Raw genomic sequence first — 19,079 nt, forward strand, 5'->3', positions numbered from 1 at the left:
TCCGATGTTGGCGGTGGCTGGAAACGTGTGCGGCCAAGGGGGGAGGGGCAGCCGCAGTGGCCTGCCCGACGTACCGACGTTGCGAGGGGCTCAAACCGCCGTGGTGATCGACGCTACCGCTCACGCCGAGGACACCCACCGGGACACCGGGGAGGCCGGGGGCGCCCCGGACACCCCCGTCAGTCGCGCGGACCGGCCCACCCTCGACCAGCACACCCTGGCCGAGCTCTACCGCCTGCACGGCGGCTACCTGCTGCGCGCGATGCTCCGCGTCACCAGCGGCGACCGGGGCAAGGCCGAGGACATCGTCCAGGAGACCCTGCTGCGCGCCTGGCAGAACCCGGCCGCCATCCGCCGGGGCCCCGAGTACAGCCGCCCGTGGCTGTTCACCGTGGCCCGCCGGATCGCCATCGACCACTTCCGGATGCAGGCCGCCCGCGCCCAGGAGGTCGCCGACGACGCCCCCGAGGAGCACGCCGGCACCCACGACCCCTACGACGAGGTGCTCGCCGCCCAGGACATGGCGGTCGCGCTCGCCGAACTGCAGCCGCACCACCGCGACGTCCTGGTCGAGCTCCACATGCACGGCCGCTCGATGGCCGAGGCCGCCGCCGTCCTCGGCGTACCGGTCGGTACGGTCAAGTCCCGCAGCTTCTACGCCGTCCGCGCCCTCCGCCCGATCCTCGAAGCCCGCGGCATGGTCTCCGCCCCCTAGCCCCGCGCCCCGCCACCCCCCGCTCCCGCCACCCCCGGGCCCGGAGGCGCGGGCCGCCTCCGGGCCCGTCCGGCTCAGGTGGGTGCCACGCGGTCGCAGTGGGGGCAGACCCGGTCGCTCCAGTTCGGGGGGTACCACGGTGCGCCGGGCTCGGGTGGCCGGTACGGGTCCCTGCGCATCCGGCCGGTACCCAGGCCGCACAGGGTCGTACCGCCGGGGGTCCCGGGTGCCTCCGGGGCGGCCGGCGCCGCGTGCACGGCGCGGACGCGCTCGACGTAGTCGGTGGTGGCACCGGTCGCCGAGGTGCGGACGAGTTCGGGTTCGAGCAGGACGAGGACGCTCACCGTCCCACTCTGGTCGGCGGGGTTGCCGAGCGCACCTCGGCGGCGCGAGCGGTGTGCGGTGCGCCGCCGCCCGGGAGCAGGGCGGCGGCGCCGTCCGTCAGGAGCAGCCCGAGCCGATCTCGCGGAAGTTGGCGTAGTGGTCCCCGCTGTACCAGACGGTGTGGGTGTCGGGGTCGCGGACGAGGCGCTCGGCGTCGCGGTGGGTGCCGGGGGTGCGCGGGTTGACGTCGTACTCGCGGTAGTGGCCGTCCTTGGGGAGGTCGCCGCTGCGGTTGCCGTAGACGTTGCTGCCGCGGATCACCAGGCCGGGGCCGGCGGGGTAGTCCAGCGGGCGGTTGGCCTGCGGCCAGTCGAGCCCCCGCCAGATGGCGCACGCCTCCTCGACCTGGGCCGGGAAGTCCTCGACGGGCAGCGGGGGTTCGATGACAGCGCGGACCGCCGCGTGGTGCGCGGTGGACGGGGTGGGCGCGGCCGCGGCGGGTGAGGCGGCGGGCACGACGACGGAGGCCAGGAGCAGGGTGGTGGCGGCGACGCGCCGCAGACTGCCGAGTGTGGTCATGCCCGGCAGAACGAGGGCGGGGCGCTTCCGTCACCCCGCGTCACCCGGATGACTCAGCGCAGTCGGAGGGCTCCGGGGGCGCGTTCCTCGAAGATCTCGACGAGCCAGTCGAAGACGGTCGGGCCCTGTCCGGCCCGCGCGGCCCGGAGCCGCTCGGTGACGGCCGGCCGGTTCGAGGGGTGGCAGCGGCCGAGGCGCAGTTCGAGCTGACGGGCCGTCTCCGGGTGGCCCAGCGCTCGGCGGGACGCCTCGTGGTCGCGCCATTCGACCCGGTAGTCCCCGTCCTCGGGGGTGCCGAAGCCGCCGGAGAGACAGTCGGCGAACGCGTCGAGGTTGCGCCCGAAGTAGCCGCCGGGGCCGTTGACGGCCTCGCCGATCACGCGCCAGAAGTCTTCGAGGGTGGTGATCCGGGTGCCGTCCAGTACGTAGGTCGTGGTCACGGGACGAGCCTAGGGGGTCGGGCGGGGCGGTACGGCCGGGAGCGGTCCGCCGGAGGTGCGCGGCCGGGCGCGGGCCCCGTCGGAACGCTGACCTCGGGAATTCCTCCACGCCGGTGAACCGTGGGGCGGGGCGGGTCCGTTCTTCAGGGTGGCGGTACCGCCACCGGCGCTCGTCCCCCCGTGCGGGCGCCGGTTCACCCGCTCTCCGGTCGACGGCCAACTCGGGTCCTCCGGACCGATCCTGACGGTCGATCGGCTCCGGGCCGCGTGAACCGGGAGGCGCGGCCCGTCCGTAGCTACAGCTGAGAGCCGCGCCCGGCGTACGGCGCGCGGCGTGTCCCGGGCCCACCGGCCCGGGTCTCGCGTCCGGCTCCGGCCACGGAACTCCCGGCTCCCGCGCCCCGGCGGGATCCGGGCCCCCTGGCGCCCCGGCGGTGCCCTTGTGGGAGGGCGGCCGCCGGGGCGCTCCGCGTGGCGGATGCCGGGCCGGTCCGCCCGTCCGCTCCCAGCTCAGGAGAGTCCCGATGCCCAAACACCGGCTCACTCGCCGCCGACGTATGGCGGCGGCCTCCACCGCCCTCGTCGCCGGTGCCGCGCTCATCCTCATGCAGCACGAGGCCCCCGCCGCCGACACCGCGGACCCGATCGGCCTCAACGCCGTCTCCGAGTACCTCGGCTGGGGCGACGCCCCCGACCCGGTCGCCGTCATGAAGGCCACCGGGCTGCGGCAGTTCGCCCTCTCCTTCGTCCTCTCCGGGGGCGGCTGCGACCCGAAGTGGGACGGCAGCCGTGCCCTGACCGGGGGCGGCGACGAGAAGGCGATCAAGAAGATCCGCGCCGCCGGCGGCGAGATCCTCGCCTCCTTCGGCGGCTGGGACGGCGCCAAGCTCGGCGAGCGCTGCGCCACCGCCGCCGAACTGGCCGCCGCGTACCAGAAGGTGGTCGACGCCTACGGTCTGAAGGCGGTGGACATCGACATCGAGTCGACCGAGCTGAGTACCCCCGAGGTGCGCAAGCGGGTCGTCGACGCCTTGAAGGCGCTGAAGGCGAAGAACCCCGGCCTGCTCGTCTACGTCACCTTCCCGGTCGACCCGACGGGCCCCGACGCCGACGGCGCCGACCTGGTCACGCTGGCCGCCAAGGCCGGCCTGGTGGTGGACGGCTGGACGGCCATGCCGTTCGACTTCACCTCCCACGAGGGCACCATGGCGGCCGCCACCGTCACCGCCGTCACCGGTCTCCAGCGCGCCGTCGCCACCGCCTACGACTGGGACGAGGACAAGGCCTGGCGGCACACCGGCGTCTCGTCCATGAACGGCCGCACCGACCAGCAGGGCGAGCAGCTCACGCCGGCCGACTTCCGCGCCGTCCGCGACTTCGCCGCCACCCGCCACCTGGCCCGGTTCGGTTTCTGGGCGGTCAACCGGGACCGTCCGTGCGCGGCCGGCACCTTCACCACCGCGACCTGCAGCGGCGTCCAGCAGGCCGCGTACGACTTCACCCGGATCGTGGCCGGCTACCACATGGACTCGGTGCCGGGTGGGGACGCGCCCTGCCCGAGCCCGTCCGTCGTCACCACCCTGCCCACCGGCCCCGGCCGGACCACCTGGCCGCTGCCGACCCCGACCACCGCCCGGCCCGCCGACGCGGCCCCGTCGGCCGGCGAGGTCAAGCCCTCGCTGCCCGGCATCGCGACCGGTACCCCGACGCCCGCCCGCACGGTCTGCGTCCCGCCGAGCTCCCCGCCGGCCACGGTGCCGCCCACGGCACCGACCACGGCGCCGCCCACCACGACGACGCCGAGCGCCCCCGCGAGCGCGGGCGCGACCACGGTGTCGAAGCCGCCCACGACGCCGGCCGGCGCGGTCACCCCGACGACCGTTCCGCCCACCCCGGGCGCGGTGGACTCGCCGTCCGCGCAGGCCGCCGGGGGAGCCCCCGCGCCCGCCGCGCCGGGCGGCGGCTCGCTCGCCTCCACCGGTGCGGGCGGGACGGACATCCTGCTCACCACGACCGGTGCCCTGCTCTTCCTGGGCGGCGCGCTCGGACTGGTCGGCACCCGCCGCCGCGACCCGGAGCAGCTCGCCGGCTGACCCCGCCGGGCCCGCCGGAGGCGGACGGCACGCGGCCCTCGGCACCCCGGTCCACCGGGGTACCGAGGGCCGCGCCCGTCGGGTTCACCAGCCGAGCAGGAAGGCCCCCCGGGTCAGGCCGTCGAGCACGGCCCCGGCGGTCACCGCGGGCTCCGCCCCGGCGTCCACCGTGTGCCGGTCCGGCTCGCCCGCTTGGTCGGCCGGCCGCAGCACCACGTAGTGCAGGGGCGCGCCGGTGGTGCGGCTCTCGCGGCGCAGGACGTCCAGCGTCTCCGGTGCGACCGTGGCGTCCAGCACCACCTGGTACCCGCCGGTGGCGAAGGCGAAGGCGGCCTGGATGGCGGCCGCCAGCGCCGTCTCGTTCTGCCGGTGCGCCTGCGGCAGGTGCGCCGCGACGAACCCCTGCCGGACGGCCCGCCGGAAGTCGTCGGCCCGCAGGTGGACGCTCGGGGTCAGCGCGTTCGCCAGCAGGGGGGTGACCCGGCCGTTGCCGGCCCCGGCCGGGTCGGCGACGACGACGACGCCGCCGGCGCCCCGACCGCCCCCGAGCTGCGGCCCACCTACGGTCGTACGGTTCACAGCTGCTGATCCCTTCACGGGCCGGGGACGGAGGAGGTTCCGGGGGAGGGGCGGCGGCCGGAACGCACGGGCCGGCCGGAGACGAACGGGCAGCCGGACCCGGGTACGGACAGCCGATCGCCTCGTCCCCACGACTGACTGCTGTCGGAGATCAACCTAGTCCACGCCGGTGCCCCGAGTCCTCCCCCCGTCGATCCCCGGACGGCCGCCCCCGCGGCTCCTCCGGTCGGGCGGCCCGCCGCGCGTCCCGTCGGGCGGCCCGGCGGCCCGCCGGTCGGCCTACCGGTCCTCGGAGCGCGTGGGCGACCGGAGCACGATCGGGTTGGTCAGGGCCGCCATCGGACCCCACGGGAGGTCCGGCCCCATCGCGTTGCCCCGGCCGGGCGTCCCGTCCGCCCTGGTGTGGCGGACCTCCGCCCGGACGTACGCGGCGAGCGAGGCGGTGGTGCGCCACACCACCGTGCCGGTCCCGTCGGCGGGCAGTGACTCCTGGTGCAGCTGGCCCTCGTCGGTCAGGAACCGGACGGTCCCGCCCGGCACCCCGGACACCGCGATCCGCACGTCCACCGGGGCGTCCGCCGGGACGGTCAGCTGCTCGCCGATGCCCGCCTGCCGGCCCTGCCCGGTGGCGGTGAAGTCGAGCTGGACGGAGGCCGATTCGGCCAGCCAGCTGCGGCCGGCCCGGAGGCCGTCGAGGATCGCGTCGCGGCTGAGGTCCTCGGCCCGGACGACGGTGTGCGGGGAGCCGATGACCTGAGGGGCGCTGTGCGCGTCGCTGTTGCCGACGGCCGGCAGCCAGGGCCGCCCCTCGCGCAGCGCGACGGAGAGCTGGGCGTCCCAGGTGTCCAGCGCGGACTCGTCGTCGTACGTCCACGGCCCGTTCCAGACCTCCACCGCGTCCGCGTCCGCGTAGCCGAACTTCCACTGGCAGGCGACGTAGGGGCAGTACGGGTGCGCGGGGACCACCAGGCCGCCCTGGCGGCGGACCTGCCGGGCGAAGCGCGGGAACGCCTCGTCGCGGGCGCGGTAGCGCCAGTCGACGAACTGGCCCGGCCGCAGGCCCAGCGCCAGCCAGTGACCGTTGCGGGTGGTGACCTCCTCGCCGAGCACGATCAGCAGGTCGGGACCGGCCAGCGGCCCCCAGACGCCGTGCGAGGAGGTGGTGTTGTGGTCGGTCGAGACGATGAAGTCCAGCCCGGCCGCCCGCGCGCCGGCCGCCACCTCGGCCGGGAGCCGGCGTCCGTCGGAGTGCACGGTGTGCAGGTGGGAGTCGCCCCGGTACCAGGCGCGTCCCCGGCCGCGGGCCCGCTCCGGCGGGTAGGACGGGGTGAACTCCGGCCCGGGCGCGCCGAACCGGAGCGTCACCTGGACGCGGTAGTCGAGCCCCTGCGGCGCCACCTGGTAGGGGCCGAGCACGATGTGCCACCGGCCGGGGTCGATCGGTCCGGGCAGGTAGCCGGGCGTCGCCTGGTCGCGGGCGACGCTGAACTCGGTCCGGAACCCGCCCGACCAGCCCCGGAACCCGCGCCCGCCGAGTTCGGTGCCGCGTTCGTCGAAGAGGCCGATGTCGCAGGAGTTGCCGGGCGTTCCGGCGGGGACGGTCGGCCGGTCGTAACCGTAGGAGACGGCGATCTCCCGGACGCCGGCCGGGACGTCGAACGGGAGGAGGACGAAGTCCGGTGCCCCGGTGGGGAGATGGCCGGTGAGGCTGATCGTCCGGTCGGGCGTGGCCCCGGCGGCCCCGGCGGGTGCGGCGGCGGCCAGGCCGAGGGCGGTGACGGCACCGGTGGCCAGGCCGGACCGGAGCAGGCCGCGCCGGTCGAGTACGGGCGGGCCGGGCCGCGGGGCCTCGCCGGCCGGGTCGGCGCCGGCCGGACCGGCGGTGCGGTCGGGGGACGGAGTGTCGGCAGTGGGGCCGGTGTCGCGGTCGGTCATCGGAGCCTCCGGTCTCGGGCGGACACCGGCGGCGGGCGGTCACCCGGCCGGTACGCCCGCCTCCCTACCCCCGCCGGTGAACCGTCGGTGAGCCGGGCCCCACCGGGGCGGGGCGGGTCGGTGAAGGTGCCCGGTGCGAGCGGGCGGCGGGCCGGTACGCGTGGTTGCCGACTCACTGTCTGTAAAGGCACGGGGTCCCCCCGCCTACGATGGAACCGACCGGCAGTCAACTGGAGGAGTTGGTCCCCGTGCCCACGTTCCTGGTCGGCTCACGCGCGAGTGCCCTGGCCCGGACCCAGGTGCGCGACTACCTGGCCCCGCTGCGCGTCCGGTACCCGGAGATCACCTTCACCCAGCGGGTGATCCTCGAAGGCGGCGACAAGGACCGGACGTCGCCGCTGTCGAACGTCTCGGCCGTCAGCGGCGGGTCGGCCTTCAGTACCGAGCAGGAGGCCGCACTGGTCCGGGGTGAGGTGGACGTGGTGGTCCACTCCCTGAAGGACCTGCCGACCGCGAACCCCGAGGGACTGGTCCTGCTGCCCCCGCCGGGGCGGGAGGACGTCCGGGACGCGCTGTGCGGATCGACGCTGGACGGGCTCCCGAAGGGGGCCCGGGTGGGCACCGGCGCTGCCCGTCGGATCGCCCAGCTGCTGGCGGTGCGCCCCGACATCGTCCCGGTGCCGATCCGGGGCAACGTCCCGACCCGGCTGGAGAAGCTCCGCTCCCTGAAGCTGGACGCCGTGGTGCTGGCCGTCGCCGGTCTCAACCGCCTCGGCCGGCAGGACGAGATCGGGGAGGCGCTGCCCCTCGACCTGTTCCCGCCGAGTCCGGGGCAGGGAGCCCTGGGCATCCAGGTCCGGGAGGACAACCGGGCGGTCCGGGCGGTGCTCTCGACCGTGGGGGACGTCGCCGTGGACCGCGAGGTCCGCGCCGAGCGGGCCCTGCTGGCGCAGCTGCACGGCGGGTGCAGTGTGCCGGTGGGCGCGAGTGCCACGACGCGGGCCGACGGGACGCTCCGGCTGTACGCCCAGGTCACCTCCCTCGACGGCCGGCGCCAGGTCACGGGATCGGTCACCGGGCCCGCGAGCGAACCGGAGCGGCTGGGCGCGGCGCTGGCCGACGACCTGGTCGACCGGGGCGCGCGGTCCATCCTCGACGCCATCAGGCCCGCCGTCCCGGCCTGAGCGGCCTGAGCGGCCTGAGCGACTGAGCCGCTGACCGGCCCGACCCGCCGGTGCGGGCCGGGTCCCGCCGTGCGGGTCAGCGCAGGCGCCCGGGGACGTCGACCTCGACGGCCAGCAGGCGGCCGGTGCGGGTGCCCTGCGGGGGCGGCCAGCGGGCGGCGGTGACGAAGAGGGTCCGGCCGTCCGGGCCGCCGAGGGCGCAGGAGAAGCAGCCCCGGTCGAACGCGATCCGCCGGAGCACCTCGCCGCCTTCGCGGACCCGCACGCAGCAGCGGCCGGGGACGTCGGCGAACCAGACCGCGCCCTCCGCGTCCAGGCTGATGCCGTCCGGTGCCGACCCCGCCACCTCGGCCCAGACCCGGCGGTCGGTCAGCTCGCCGCCGGGGCCGATGGTGAAGGCGGTGAGCCGGGCGGCGTGCGACTCGGCGACGATGAGCGTCGAACCGTCCGGGGTGACGGCCATGCCGTTGGGGAAGGCGAGGCCGTCGGCCACCCGGCGGACCGCGCCGTCCGGGGTGACCAGGGCGAGCAGGCCCGGCGCGGGGGCCTCGCCGCCCATCAGGTCGTACCCGATCCCGTTGACGTAGGCGTTGCCGCGCCCGTCCACGGCCACCTCGTTCCACGGGCGGTCGGAGAGCGGCCGCAGGTCCGCGTACGGGGTCAGGGTGCCGTTCGTCTCGCGGCGCAGCAGCCGCCGGTCGCCGCCGGCGACGATCAGCAGGCGGCCGTCCGGCTCGGGCAGCCAGTCGATGCAGAACGGGAACGAGGGGACGGCGGCGACGACGGTGGGCCGGTCGTCGCTCCCGACCGTGATCAGCTCCTGCGCGCCCCAGTCGCAGAGCCAGACCTGGCCGGCGTGCCAGCGCGGCGACTCACCGAGGGCGAGCCCGCTCAGGACGGTGCGGACGGCGTCGGCGGGGTGCGGGTCGCTCGGGTGCGGGTCGGTGGGGTGCGGGTCGGGCATCGGGGCTCCTCGGTCGGCGGGTTCGACGGGCTCGGTGTGCGCGACGGGCTCGGCGGGCTCTGCGGCCGGGCGGTACTGGGCTGTCCGGCGTAGGACGTCGGACCGGTCGACTTCCTGGTCCACCCGTGGCCGGGGCCCGCGTCGGGCGGGGGGAGTGCCGGCGCGGCCGGGGGAGCGGTGGGGCCGAGGGGCGCGCGGCTGCAGTGGGGTGGAGCAGGGGCTGGAGCAGGGGGCTGGAGTTGCGGGTGTCGGACGATCGGTATTCATAGAAGCAGACGGGCGAGTTATCTGACTTTATGACTATTGTGGAGGAATGGGCATGGGGCTGAGTCGTCGGGCGGTCCTGGTGCTGGCGGCGGGCGGCGCGCTGGCGGGATGTCAGCCCGTCACCAGGGCCGGGAGCGGAAGCCGGCCGCCCGTGGCTCAGGGGGCCGCCACCGCGCCCGCCACCACCTCCGCCGTCGCCACGACGACCGCGACACCCTCCGCCGCGGCACCCACCTCCGCGGCGCCCGCCGCGGTACCTTCGGCCGTCGCCGAGCCGGCCGAAGGTACCGCGGCGGAGCCCCCGACGCCCGCTCCCGCCGGCGGCCGGGCCGAGGTGGTGGCCCGCTACGGGGACGCGACGCCCGAGCAGTGGGGTCTCGAAGTCCCCGGAGTGGTCACCGGGTTGCCGGACGGGGACGGGGCCACGGCGCTCACCTTCGACGCCTGCGGCGGCCCCGGCGGTTCGGGCTACGACGCCGACCTGATCGACCTCCTGCGGGCGAACGGCGTCCCCGCGACCCTCTTCCTCAACGCCCGCTGGATCGACGCCAACCCCGCCGAGTTCGAGAGCCTCGCCGGTGACCCGCTGTTCGAGATCGCCAACCACGGGACGGCGCACCGACCGCTCTCGGTCACCGGCCGGTCCGCGTACGGAATCAGGGGTACCCGGGACGTGGGCGAGGTGTACGACGAGATCGCGGGCAACGCGGCCAAGCTGGCCGCCCTGCTCGGCCGGCCGCCGCGCTTCTTCCGCTCCGGCACCGCCCACTACGACGACGTCGCGACCCGGATCGTCACCGGGCTGGGCGAACGCGTGGCCGGCTTCACCGTCAACGGTGACGGTGGCGCCACCCTCGGTGCAGCCCAGGTCCGGAGCGAGGTGGCGGCCGCACCGCCCGGCGCGATCGTGATCGCCCATATGAACCACCCGGGCGGCGGGACGGCTCCCGGGTTCGCGGCGGCCCTGCCGGCCCTGCTGGCCGCGGGCCGCCGTTTCGTCCGCCTCTCCGACGTGCTGGCCTGAGCCGCCGCCCGGCGGTGGGGCCGGCCGGATCCGGCCGTGTCAAGGCACCGTCCGCACTCTCCCACCCCCTCCGGGAAGGGCTTCGGCGGATCCGTGACGGCCGGCGGCGGGGGCCCGGCGAGGCCGGACCGGGCAGCGGGAAGGACGGAACGGCGTCGGAACAGGGCCGGAACGGGGCGGGAACGGCGGCGGAACGCGGCGCCCCGGTGGGATCGGACCTTCCCTCCCGGCGCGCCCCGCGGGCCGCTGCCGGGTGGCCGGCGGCCCGTTCGGATCGTGGAATTCGGCGCCTTGGTGCGGCCCGGGACCGCGAACTGGGCGCATACTTCCAGGGATGACGAAATCACCTGCGCCGAGACGCCACCTGCCCACCAGTCCCTTCCGAAGCGAGGCTCCACCGCCCCTCAAGCAGTTCGCCGCCGGTGACCGCGTCACCCACGACCAGTACGGTCTGGGCCGCATCATCAGCACCGAGACCGCGGGTCAGGGCGCGGTCCTGGTCGACTTCGGCTCGCACCAGGTGCGAGTCGTTCAGCCCTACGACAAGCTGTTCAAGCTCTGAGCCGGGCCGGCCGCCGGATCCCCAGGCGGCCGATCCGGCCCTTCCGACCGGTCTCCCCGGAGCCGGACGGCCTGTGGCGCGTCCACCCCGGCGCGTCCGGTCCGGCGCGTCCGGTCCGACCGCTGCCCCGGGGGCGTTACCCGCGCGCGCCCGGCAGGACGGTGATCGCGGTGGCGAGCAGGCCGTCGCGGACGGCCCACCGCCCGTCGAAGCCGGTGAGGCGATGCCCCTCCACCACCGGACCCGGGACCAGCAGCACGGCGTGGAAGGTGCCGTCCGGACGCAGCGTGATGTCGGCTTCCGAGAAGTCCAGGAAGATGCCGGTGAGCGGGAACCAGGCCTTGTAGACGGCCTCCTTGGCGCTGAACAGCAAGCGGTCCCAGGGCAGCCCAGGGTGGTCCGCGAGCAGTTCGGCGGTCCGCTCCTGCTCGCCGGTCAGCGCGATGGTGTCGAGCACGCCCTCCGGCAGGGCCGCGGCCGGTTCGGCGTCGATGCCGATCGACACCACCTCGCCCGCGCGGGCGACGGCCGCGCCCCGGAAGCCGGCGCAGTGCGTCAGGCTGCCGACCACCCCGTCGGGCCAGCTCGGCGCGCCGCGCGGACCGGGGACCAGCGGCCGGTACGGGACGCCGAGCCGGCCGAGCGCGAGCCGGGCGCAGTGCCGGACGGTGGTGAACTCCCGGCGCCTGGTCTCGACGGCGCGGGCGACGACCGCCTCCTCGGCCGGCTCCAGCCGGGCCTGCGGCGGGTCGTCGTAGGCCGTCTCCACCACGACCGATGCGGGAAGCAGTTCGCCGATCACAGGTCCCCCCTGAATGTGTGGCACGCGTACGACGGTGAGCTTAACCCGACCGGCCGGCCCGTAGGGGGGCCGGCCGGATCGTTGGCCGAAGGCCCCCGCGGCCACCCGGACGGGCCCGCGGGGGCCGCCGGGCACGCGGCACGGCCCACCCGGGGAGCGCCCCGGCCACCCGCGCCGCGGGCTACTCGAAGGCCGCCGCGGCCTCGCGCAGCGCGCGGACGACCGTCTCCGGGTCGTACGGTGCCGGGGCACCCGGCCGGTAGGTGACCGCGCGCAGGTCGCCGGTGTAGCGGAACGAGCGGTGCCGCTCGTACACCGGCCAGGAGACCGGGGACTTCCGGTCCACGCCGACACTGATGCCCTGGAACGGCGCCATGCCGATCAGCTGGTGGACCGGCCCGAGCCGCCCGCCCTCGGTGCCGTCGACCAGCAGCCGGAACTCCCACTTGAGGTCCGCCACCGCGGTCGCCTCGACCGTGACCAGGTGGGCGCCCGCCGTGAGCGGCCCGCCGTCTGCCTCGAACAGCTCGCCGTACTGGTTGTAGGCGAACCGCAGCCGGCCGTCCTCGACGTACAGGCTGTAGCCGCCGCCCTGGTCCCCGTGCGACACCAGCACGCCCTGATCCCCGGCGGCGTGGGCGGTCAGCTCGGCGTCGACGCGGAAGGAGCGGAAGGAGATCAGCCGGGACGAGCGGTACCGCTCCAGCTCGGGGGTGCCCGCGAGCAGGGTGACCGGTCGCCGCAGCCGCTCGTCCTCCGGGCCGCGCAGGGCGAGCGCGCCGCTGCCGTCGGCCAGCGGGAAGACGCCGTTGCGCCAGGCGGCGGCCTCCCAGGCGGCGGACAGCTCCTTGACCAGCTCGGGGTGGTCGGCGGCGACGTCGTGGATCTCGGTCGGGTCGGTGCGCAGGTCGTGGAGCGCCCACTCGCCGTCGTCGTAGGGGGCGCCGAAGCGGTGCAGGGTGACCAGCTTCCAGCCGTCCCGGTAGTAGCTGCGGTTGCCGGTCATCTCGCAGTACTGCTCGGGGTGGGTGGAGCCGGCCGCCGGGTCGCGCAGCACGGGCGCGAAGCTGATCCCGTCGAGGGACTGCACCGGCTGCCCCGAGCGCTCCGACGGCCGTTCCACACCGGCGAGTTCGAGCAGGGTGGGCAGGATGTCGGTGACGTACTGGTACTGCGGACGCACCCCGGTGTCACCCTCGGCGCGCGGCAGACCGGCCGGCCAGGAGAGCACGAAGGGCACCCGGACGCCGCCCGCGTAGGTCTGGCCCTTGTAGAGCCGGAACGGCGTGTTGGAGGCCATGCCCCAGCCGCGCGGGTAGTGCACCAGGCTGCGCGGGCCGCCGATCAGCTCGATCTCCCGTGCGACGTCGGGGTTCCAGTCGGCGGGCAGGTTCGGGTGGTGGACGAAGCGGCTGAAGTAGCTGCGGGTGCCCTCGGCGCCGCCCTCGCCGGTGCCGCCGTTGTCGGAGGTGAACACGATGATGGTGTTGTCGAGTTCACCGAGTGCGGCGAGGGTGTCGGTGAGCCGGCCGAGGTTCTGGTCGACGTTGTCGACCATCGCCGCGTACACCTCCATGTACTTGGCGTACAACTTCTGCTGGACGTCCGTGAGTTCGTCCCAGGGGCCGACGTCGTACCCGGCCTCGCCGTTGCGGTCGGGCAGTTCGGTGCCGACCGGGAAGTGGCCGGCGGCGAGCTGCCGGGCGAAGCGGGCGGCGCGCAGTTCGTCCCAGCCCTCGTCGTAGCGGCCCCGGTGCCGGGCGAGGTCGGCCGGCTTCGCCTGGAGCGGGCCGTGCACCGCGTTGTGCGCCAGGTAGAGGAAGAACGGCTTGTCGGCGTCGTGCGCGCGAAGCGACTTCACCATGGCGATCGCCCGGTCGGTGATGTCGTCCGTGTAGTAGTAGTCGTCCGGGAACTCGTCGATGTCCAGCGGGCTGTTGTCGCGCACGAGTTGGTGCGGGTGGAAGAGGCTGGTCAGGCCTTCGAGGACGCCGTAGTACTGGTCGAAGCCCTTCTGCAGGGGCCAGTTGGCGCGGTTGTCGGCGGCGTTGGAGGCGGAGTCGCGGGTCAGGTGCCACTTGCCGACGGCATAGGTGGCGTAGCCGTTGTCGTGCAGCGTCTCGGCCAGGGTCGGGATGTCCGCCGCCACCTCCATGCCGTAGCCGGGGAAGCCGGGGTCGGCGTTGGCGACGAAGGAGTACCCGACCCGGTGCGGGTTGAGGCCGGTGAGCAGGGCCGCGCGGGCGGGTGAGCAGAGCGGCATGGTGTGGTAGTTCGCCAGTTTGACGCCGCCCGCCGCGAGCCGGTCCAGGGTGGGCGTGGGGATCTCGGCGCCGAACGGTCCGATGTCGCTGTAGCCCATGTCGTCGATCAGCACGACGACGATGTTGGGCGCGCCCTCGCGCGGCCGGACCGGCCGCGGCCAGGCGGCGGTGGAGCCGGCGAAGGTGCGGCCGACGGTGCCGGCGAACCCGGCGTACGGGTCGCGCCGGCCGGGGGCCTGCGCCGGCTCCTGGCCGAGGTCGGGCGCGGATGCTCGGTCGGGCCCGGCGGTGCTGCTCATACGGTGCTCCTGAGGGTGGGGCCGACGGCGTCCAGGCGCGGTACGGCGGCGAGGAGTTCGGCGGTGTAGGGGTGTTCCGGCGCGGTGACGACGCGGTCGGCCGGGCCGGTCTCCACGATCCGGCCGCGGTGCATCACGGCGATCCGGTGGCTGACCTGGCGGACGACGGCGAGGTCGTGGGCGATGAACAGGACGGCGAGGCCGAGTTCGCGCTGGAGCCGGGCGAGCAGCTCGATCACCTGGGCCTGGACCGACACGTCCAGCGCGGAGACCGGTTCGTCGCAGATCAGCACGCTCGGCCGGGGTGCCAACGCGCGGGCGATGCCGATCCGTTGGCGCTGGCCGCCGGAGAAGGCGCGCGGGTGCCGGTCCGCCGACTCGGGCTCCAGGCCGACCTGCTGGAGCAGCTCGGCGACCCGCGCGGCCCGCTCGGCCGCGGTGCCGAGCCCGTGCGCGATCAGCGGCTCCTCGATGATCCGGCCGGCCGTCAGCCGCGGGTTGAGCGAGGAGTACGGGTCCTGGAAGACCATCTGCAGCTCGCGCCGGGCGGCCCGGCCGCCGTCGCGGCCGAGTTCCTCGCCCCGGAACCGGATGGTGCCCGCCGAGGGCGCGTGCACCTGGACGAGTGCGCGGGCCAGGGTGGACTTCCCGGAGCCGGACTCGCCGACCAGCCCGAGCGTCTCCCCGGGGTGGAGCTCCAGGTCGACGCCGTCCAGGGCGGTGACCGGCCGTCGGCGCGGACCGTAGGTCTTGCGCAACCCGTGGACGGTGAGCAGCGGTTCGGCTCCCGGGAGGCTGTTGGCGCCGGCCTCGGAGGGCGTCTCCAGGCGCGGCACGGCGGCCAGCAGTCGCTTGGTGTAAGGGTGTCGGGGCGCGGCGAGCACCTCGCCGGTGGCGCCCCGTTCGACCACCCGGCCGTCGCGCATCACCAGGATCCGGCGGCAGGTCCGGGCGATCACGCCGAGGTCGTGGCTGATCACCACCAGGGCGGTGCCGGTCTCCCGGTTGATCCGGTCGAGCAGTTGGAGGATCTGCTGCTGGACGGTCGGGTCGAGCGCGGTGGTCGGCTCGTCGGCGACCAGCACCTCGGCGCGGTTGGCCAGGGCGAGCGCGATCATGACGCGCTGGCGCTGGCCGCCGGAGAACTGGTGCGGATGGTCGCCCAGCCGCCCGCTGGCGTCGGGGATGCCGACCAGGTCGAGCAACTCGACCGCCCGGGCGGCACGTTCGGCCCGCCCGGCGTCGCCGTGGGCCCGCAGTGCCTCGTCGAGCTGCTTGCCGACGGTGAGGACCGGGTTGAGCGAGGACATCGGATCCTGGAAGATCATCGCGATCCGCCGTCCGCGCAGGCCGCGCAGTGCGGCCTCGGGCAGTGCCGCGAGGTCCTGGCCGTCCAGCTCGACCGAGCCGGCGCTGATCCGCCCGCCGGCCGGCAGCATCCGCAGCAGGGCCAGCGCGGTGGTCGACTTCCCGGAGCCGGACTCGCCGACCAGGCCGAGCGTGTCGCCGGCGGACAGCTCGAAGCCGACGCCGTCGACGGCCTTGACGGCGTCGAACTCGACGGTCAGGTCCCGTACCCGCAGGACTGGGCGGCTCATCGGCGGATCCCCTTGTTCAGGGCCTCGGCGATCAGCGTGAAGCCGAGCACCAGCGCGGTGGTCGCGGCGAGCGGGGCGGCCGCGAAGGCGGGTTGGGTGGAGAGGTAGGCGACGGACTGGCTGAGGATGGAGCCGAGGGTGGGATCCGGCGGACGGACACCCAGCCCCAGGAAGCTCATCGCGCCCTCGATGAAGACCCCGATGGAGAGGGCGACCGCGGTCTGCACGATCAGCGGATCGGCGGCGTTGGGGACGACGTGGCGCAGCAGCACCCGCAGCCGTGACGCCCCGCCGACCCGGGCGGCCAGCGCGTACTCACGCTCCCGCTGGACCAGGATGCCGGCCCGCAACTGCCGCCCGAAGCCGGGTATCTCGGCGAGGGCGATGACGATCAGCACCGGCCAGCGGCCGGGGCCCAGTACGGCGGTCACGGCGAGCGCCAGGATGATCCCGGGGAAGGCGAGCAGCAGGTCGAAGGCGCGCTGGACGGTGACGTCCGCCCAGCGGGAGGAGGCCGCGAGCAGGGCGAGCGAGCAGCCGAGCACGGCACCGACCGGGACGGCGCTGAAGGTGATCGCGAGATCGGTGCCGATACCGTGCAGCACCCGGCTGAAGAGGTCGCGGCCCAGGTCGTCGGTGCCGAAGGGGTGGTCGGCGCCGGGGCCGGCGAGAGCGAGGGCGCTCTGCGCGTTGGGGTCGAGGTCGGTCAGCAGCGGCGCGAACAGGCCGGCCAGCGCGACCGTGCCGACGAGGGCCAGGCCGGTGAGGCCGCGCCCGGTGAGCAGGCCGGCCAGGTAGCGGTTGCGGCGGGCGCGGGTGGCGCCGGCGGCGCGCCGCGGCGCCTCGGTGGTCAGGGCGGTCATCGGTCACTCCCAGCGGATCCGGGGGTCCAGCCACGCGTACACCAGGTCGGTGAGCAGCTGGACGGCGACATGGACGGCGACGATCAGCAGCAGGAGGTCCTGAACGACCGGGTAGTCGCGGCGGATCACCCCCTGTTCGATCAGCTGGCCGAGGCCCGGCCAGGCGAAGATCCGCTCCACCAGCACGGCTCCGGCGATGAGTTGGCCGATCTGCAGGCCCAGCACGGTGACCGCCGAGGGCAGCGCGTTGGGCAGCGCGTGCTGCCAGACGATCCGCCGGCGGGACACGCCGAGCGCGGTGGCGGTGCGGACGTAGTCCTCGGCGAGGGCGCGTTCCAGGCCGTCCTGGAGATAGCGGGCGAGGACGGCGGCGCTCGGCAGGGCCAGGCACACGGCCGGCAGCAGCAGGTACTGCACGGCCAGGTCGGGTTGGTCGAGCAGGGATTCGTGGCCGCCGGCCGGCAGCAGTCCCAGGGTGACCGCGAAGAGCAGCACCAGCAGCACGCCGGTGACGAAGGGCGGCACCGCCAGGACGGTGGTGGTGAAGGCGCGCACGGCGGCGGCGACCGGCCGGCGCCGGGTGGTGGCGCCGAGCACCCCGAGCGGTACGGCGATCACGATCACCAGCAGCAGGGCGCCGAGGGTGAGTTGGGCGGTGGCGCCGAGGCCGTTGCCGATCAGGTCGGAGATCTGGCCGCCGATCGCGTAGCTGGGCCCGAGGTTTCCGGTGAGCAGGTCGCCGAGCCAGGAACCGTACTGCGTGAGCACCGGCTGGTCGAGGCCGAGCCGGTCCCGGATGGCGGCGACGGCCTCCGGCCCGGCGTCCGGCCCGGCCAGCGAGGTGGCCGGATCGCCGGGGATCAGCCGCAGGATGAGGAAGACCAGGAAGGAGGCGAGGACGAGGACGAGCAGACCCGAGGGGAGCCGCTTGAGCAGGAAGGAACGCATCGGTCAGGCCGTCAGGTAGGCGTCGTCGAGGATGAGGTAGCCGAACTTGTTGAGGTCGGTGCCCACGGCCTTGCTGCCGGCCACCTCCACCAGGCCGCCGATCGCGAGGTCGATCACGAACTCCTCGTCCAGCAGGACGTCGGTGATCTGCTGGTAGAGCGCCTTGGCCTCGGGGCTGTCGCTGTCCGCGCGCTTCCAGGCCTTCTGGACGACGTCGGTGTAGGCGGGCGAGCTGAACCGGGAGCTGTTCTTCGCCTCGTTGAACGGGTAGGCGCTGACCGCGAGGGTGGCGGGCTGGAGCTGGGCGAAGCCGTGGCTGAGCGTCCAGAGGGCCGGCATGGACTGCGCGATGAGCTGCTTCTGCATGGTGGGGGAGTCGGTGGGCTGGAGCACCGTCTCGATGCCGACCTGCTTGAGGTCGTACTGCAGGATCTGGGCGATCGCGGTGCCGCCCGGGTCGTTGGAGTGCGCGAACGGTAGGGTGATCGTGTCGATCCCGGCCTCCTTGAGTAGCGCCCGGGCCCGGTCGGGGTTGTGGGTGTAGCGGGCGGCGCTGGCCTCGCTGTACGCGGGCGAGGACTTGGGCCAGGGCGCGGCCGAGACGGTGCCGTACCCGCCGAGCGCCTGCTGCACCAGCCGGTCGCGGTCCACCGCCCAGGCGATGGCCTGACGGACCCGCTTGTCGCTCACGTGCTCGGCGGTGAGGTTGGCGCCGATGTAGTAGGCGCCGGAGCCGGTGTCGTACTGCTTGATCCGGAACTGCGGGTCGCCCTTGAGGGTGGCCACGTCCTTGCCGCGGATGCCGTAGGAGAGATGGGTCTGGCCGGTCCTGAGCGAGGAGAGCAGGGACTCGGCCTGCGGGACGATCCGGATCTCGACCCCGTCCAGGTAGGGCCGGCCCGGGTTCCAGTACGCGGCGTTGCGGGCGAAGGTGATCGAGCTGCCGGGCTTGCGCTCGGTGAAGGTGAACGGGCCGGTGCCGATCAGCTTCGTCCCGGCGACGGCGTCCTCCACGCCGGCCGCGTCCGGGATGATCATGAACTCGAAGAGGTCGAAGAGATTGCTGACGGGGTGGGCGAGGACCAGGGTCAGCTCGAAGTCGCCGTTCTTGCGGAAGTCGGTGACGGCGGCGGCGGTGGACCGCAGCTGGGCCGAACGGGCCGGATTCTGCAGGTTCTTGACGGCGAACACCACATCGTCGGCGGTGAACCTGCGACCGCTGTGGAAGAGCACGTCCTCGCGCAGCTTCAGCGTGACGCTGGTGCCGTCCGCGCCGACCTGCCAGGAGGTGGCCAGCTCGGGCTGCGGCCGCAGCTTGTCGTCGTAGCGGGTCAGGGTGTTGAAGACCAGCCGCTGGACGAGGGTGTTGGCGCTCTGGGCGAAGAGCAGGCTCGGGGTGAAGTCGATGCCGGTGCCCACGGTGAGGACGCCGCCGCGACGCGGGGTCGCCGAGCCGCTCGCGGCGGACGACGCGGTGTCCGCGGCCGAGCGGCAGGCGGCCAGTGCCAGCAGGCCGGCGCCGGCGAGGCCCCCGCGCAGCAGGGCGCGCCGGGAGGGGCCGGACGGGGAGAGGGAGGTGAACGCGGTCATGGCGGGTCCTTCGGGAGGGGCGGGCCGGCGGGCGGATGGGCGGCGATCG

General features: G+C 74.9%; 17 protein-coding genes. 5 read left to right on the plus strand and 12 right to left on the minus strand.

Annotation, left to right across the window (positions count from 1 at the left end; translation table 11 throughout):
* Positions 1–100: 100 nt before the first annotated feature.
* On the plus strand, positions 101–715 hold the full coding sequence (locus ACFXHB_RS15455) for a sigma-70 family RNA polymerase sigma factor (protein ID WP_380574666.1): 615 nt from the start codon (positions 101–103) through the stop codon (positions 713–715).
* A gap of 74 nt (positions 716–789) precedes the next feature.
* Here ACFXHB_RS15455 and ACFXHB_RS15460 read toward each other — a convergent pair whose 3' ends face one another.
* The 3 genes from ACFXHB_RS15460 to ACFXHB_RS15470 form a co-directional block, all read right to left on the minus strand.
* The gene (locus ACFXHB_RS15460; RefSeq protein WP_380574668.1) at positions 790–1,059 is read right to left on the minus strand and encodes a hypothetical protein; all 270 of its coding nucleotides are present in this window, start codon (positions 1,057–1,059) and stop codon (positions 790–792) included.
* A 97-nt stretch (positions 1,060–1,156) separates the two neighbouring features.
* Positions 1,157–1,618, minus strand: coding sequence for a ribonuclease domain-containing protein (locus tag ACFXHB_RS15465; protein WP_380574670.1), 462 nt, complete (start codon positions 1,616–1,618; stop codon positions 1,157–1,159).
* 53 nt (positions 1,619–1,671) lie between these two features.
* Positions 1,672–2,058 carry a barstar family protein gene (locus ACFXHB_RS15470; protein WP_380574671.1) on the minus strand — a complete coding sequence of 129 codons (387 nt, stop codon included), beginning with the start codon at positions 2,056–2,058 and terminating at the stop codon, positions 1,672–1,674.
* Between the two features lie 524 nt (positions 2,059–2,582).
* Between ACFXHB_RS15470 and ACFXHB_RS15475 the strand changes: the two genes are divergently transcribed.
* Positions 2,583–4,151: a hypothetical protein gene (locus ACFXHB_RS15475; protein WP_380574672.1), complete on the plus strand. Its 1,569-nt coding sequence runs from the start codon at positions 2,583–2,585 to the stop codon at positions 4,149–4,151.
* A gap of 84 nt (positions 4,152–4,235) precedes the next feature.
* On the opposite strand, the gene ACFXHB_RS15480 is transcribed toward ACFXHB_RS15475, so the two are convergent.
* Entirely contained in the window at positions 4,236–4,730 is a 495-nt protein-coding gene (locus tag ACFXHB_RS15480) for a hypothetical protein (protein WP_380574673.1), read from the minus strand.
* Positions 4,731–5,009: 279 nt separating this feature from the next.
* Positions 5,010–6,665, minus strand: a complete 1,656-nt coding sequence (locus ACFXHB_RS15485; RefSeq protein WP_380574675.1) for a CehA/McbA family metallohydrolase — start codon at positions 6,663–6,665, stop codon at positions 5,010–5,012.
* Positions 6,666–6,913: 248 nt separating this feature from the next.
* On the opposite strand from ACFXHB_RS15485, the gene hemC reads away from it, so the two are divergent.
* Positions 6,914–7,849, plus strand: coding sequence for a hydroxymethylbilane synthase (gene hemC, locus ACFXHB_RS15490; RefSeq protein ID WP_380574676.1), 936 nt, complete (start codon positions 6,914–6,916; stop codon positions 7,847–7,849).
* Positions 7,850–7,925: 76 nt separating this feature from the next.
* Here hemC and ACFXHB_RS15495 read toward each other — a convergent pair whose 3' ends face one another.
* Complete coding sequence (locus ACFXHB_RS15495) at positions 7,926–8,813, minus strand: SMP-30/gluconolactonase/LRE family protein (protein WP_380574677.1); 888 nt, start codon at positions 8,811–8,813, stop codon at positions 7,926–7,928.
* Positions 8,814–9,132: 319 nt separating this feature from the next.
* Here ACFXHB_RS15495 and ACFXHB_RS15500 point away from each other — a divergent pair, with 319 nt between their 5' ends.
* Both ACFXHB_RS15500 and ACFXHB_RS15505 read left to right on the plus strand, forming a co-directional pair.
* Positions 9,133–10,104, plus strand: a complete 972-nt coding sequence (locus ACFXHB_RS15500) for a polysaccharide deacetylase family protein (protein WP_380574678.1) — start codon at positions 9,133–9,135, stop codon at positions 10,102–10,104.
* 334 nt (positions 10,105–10,438) lie between these two features.
* Positions 10,439–10,666: a hypothetical protein gene (locus ACFXHB_RS15505; protein ID WP_380574679.1), complete on the plus strand. Its 228-nt coding sequence runs from the start codon at positions 10,439–10,441 to the stop codon at positions 10,664–10,666.
* A 136-nt stretch (positions 10,667–10,802) separates the two neighbouring features.
* Here ACFXHB_RS15505 and ACFXHB_RS15510 read toward each other — a convergent pair whose 3' ends face one another.
* The 6 genes from ACFXHB_RS15510 to ACFXHB_RS15535 form a co-directional block, all read right to left on the minus strand.
* Positions 10,803–11,468 (minus strand): 4'-phosphopantetheinyl transferase, encoded by a 666-nt coding sequence (locus ACFXHB_RS15510; protein ID WP_380574729.1) that lies wholly within the window; start codon positions 11,466–11,468, stop codon positions 10,803–10,805.
* Between the two features lie 181 nt (positions 11,469–11,649).
* Positions 11,650–14,031 carry an arylsulfatase gene (locus ACFXHB_RS15515; RefSeq protein ID WP_380574680.1) on the minus strand — a complete coding sequence of 794 codons (2,382 nt, stop codon included), beginning with the start codon at positions 14,029–14,031 and terminating at the stop codon, positions 11,650–11,652.
* Positions 14,028–15,629, minus strand: a complete 1,602-nt coding sequence (locus tag ACFXHB_RS15520) for an ABC transporter ATP-binding protein (RefSeq protein ID WP_380574681.1) — start codon at positions 15,627–15,629, stop codon at positions 14,028–14,030. The genes ACFXHB_RS15515 and ACFXHB_RS15520 overlap by 4 nt, the downstream gene beginning before the upstream one ends.
* A complete protein-coding gene (locus ACFXHB_RS15525) occupies positions 15,626–16,492 on the minus strand; it encodes an ABC transporter permease (RefSeq protein ID WP_380574682.1) in 867 nt (288 codons plus the stop codon). Before ACFXHB_RS15525 ends, ACFXHB_RS15520 begins: the two co-directional genes overlap by 4 nt.
* A gap of 3 nt (positions 16,493–16,495) precedes the next feature.
* Positions 16,496–17,440, minus strand: a complete 945-nt coding sequence (locus tag ACFXHB_RS15530; protein WP_380574684.1) for an ABC transporter permease — start codon at positions 17,438–17,440, stop codon at positions 16,496–16,498.
* A 3-nt stretch (positions 17,441–17,443) separates the two neighbouring features.
* Positions 17,444–19,030, minus strand: coding sequence for an ABC transporter substrate-binding protein (locus tag ACFXHB_RS15535; protein ID WP_380574685.1), 1,587 nt, complete (start codon positions 19,028–19,030; stop codon positions 17,444–17,446).
* Between the last annotated feature and the right edge of the window lie 49 nt (positions 19,031–19,079).

The organism is Kitasatospora sp. NPDC059327 (genome assembly GCF_042752535.1).
Classification (GTDB): domain Bacteria; phylum Actinomycetota; class Actinomycetes; order Streptomycetales; family Streptomycetaceae; genus Kitasatospora.

Bases quoted from the DNA above. Each gene is read 5' to 3' on its own strand.
- ACFXHB_RS15465 (WP_380574670.1), bottom strand. From the start codon at position 1,618: ATGACCACACTCGGCAGTCTGCGGCGCGTCGCCGCCACCACCCTGCTC.
- ACFXHB_RS15475 (WP_380574672.1), top strand. From the start codon at position 2,583: ATGCCCAAACACCGGCTCACTCGCCGCCGACGTATGGCGGCGGCCTCC.
- ACFXHB_RS15485 (WP_380574675.1), bottom strand. From the start codon at position 6,665: ATGACCGACCGCGACACCGGCCCCACTGCCGACACTCCGTCCCCCGAC.
- ACFXHB_RS15495 (WP_380574677.1), bottom strand. From the start codon at position 8,813: ATGCCCGACCCGCACCCCACCGACCCGCACCCGAGCGACCCGCACCCC.
- ACFXHB_RS15500 (WP_380574678.1), top strand. From the start codon at position 9,133: ATGGGGCTGAGTCGTCGGGCGGTCCTGGTGCTGGCGGCGGGCGGCGCG.
- ACFXHB_RS15505 (WP_380574679.1), top strand. From the start codon at position 10,439: ATGACGAAATCACCTGCGCCGAGACGCCACCTGCCCACCAGTCCCTTC.
- ACFXHB_RS15515 (WP_380574680.1), bottom strand. From the start codon at position 14,031: ATGAGCAGCACCGCCGGGCCCGACCGAGCATCCGCGCCCGACCTCGGC.
- ACFXHB_RS15520 (WP_380574681.1), bottom strand. From the start codon at position 15,629: ATGAGCCGCCCAGTCCTGCGGGTACGGGACCTGACCGTCGAGTTCGAC.
- ACFXHB_RS15525 (WP_380574682.1), bottom strand. From the start codon at position 16,492: ATGACCGCCCTGACCACCGAGGCGCCGCGGCGCGCCGCCGGCGCCACC.
- ACFXHB_RS15530 (WP_380574684.1), bottom strand. From the start codon at position 17,440: ATGCGTTCCTTCCTGCTCAAGCGGCTCCCCTCGGGTCTGCTCGTCCTC.
- ACFXHB_RS15535 (WP_380574685.1), bottom strand. From the start codon at position 19,030: ATGACCGCGTTCACCTCCCTCTCCCCGTCCGGCCCCTCCCGGCGCGCC.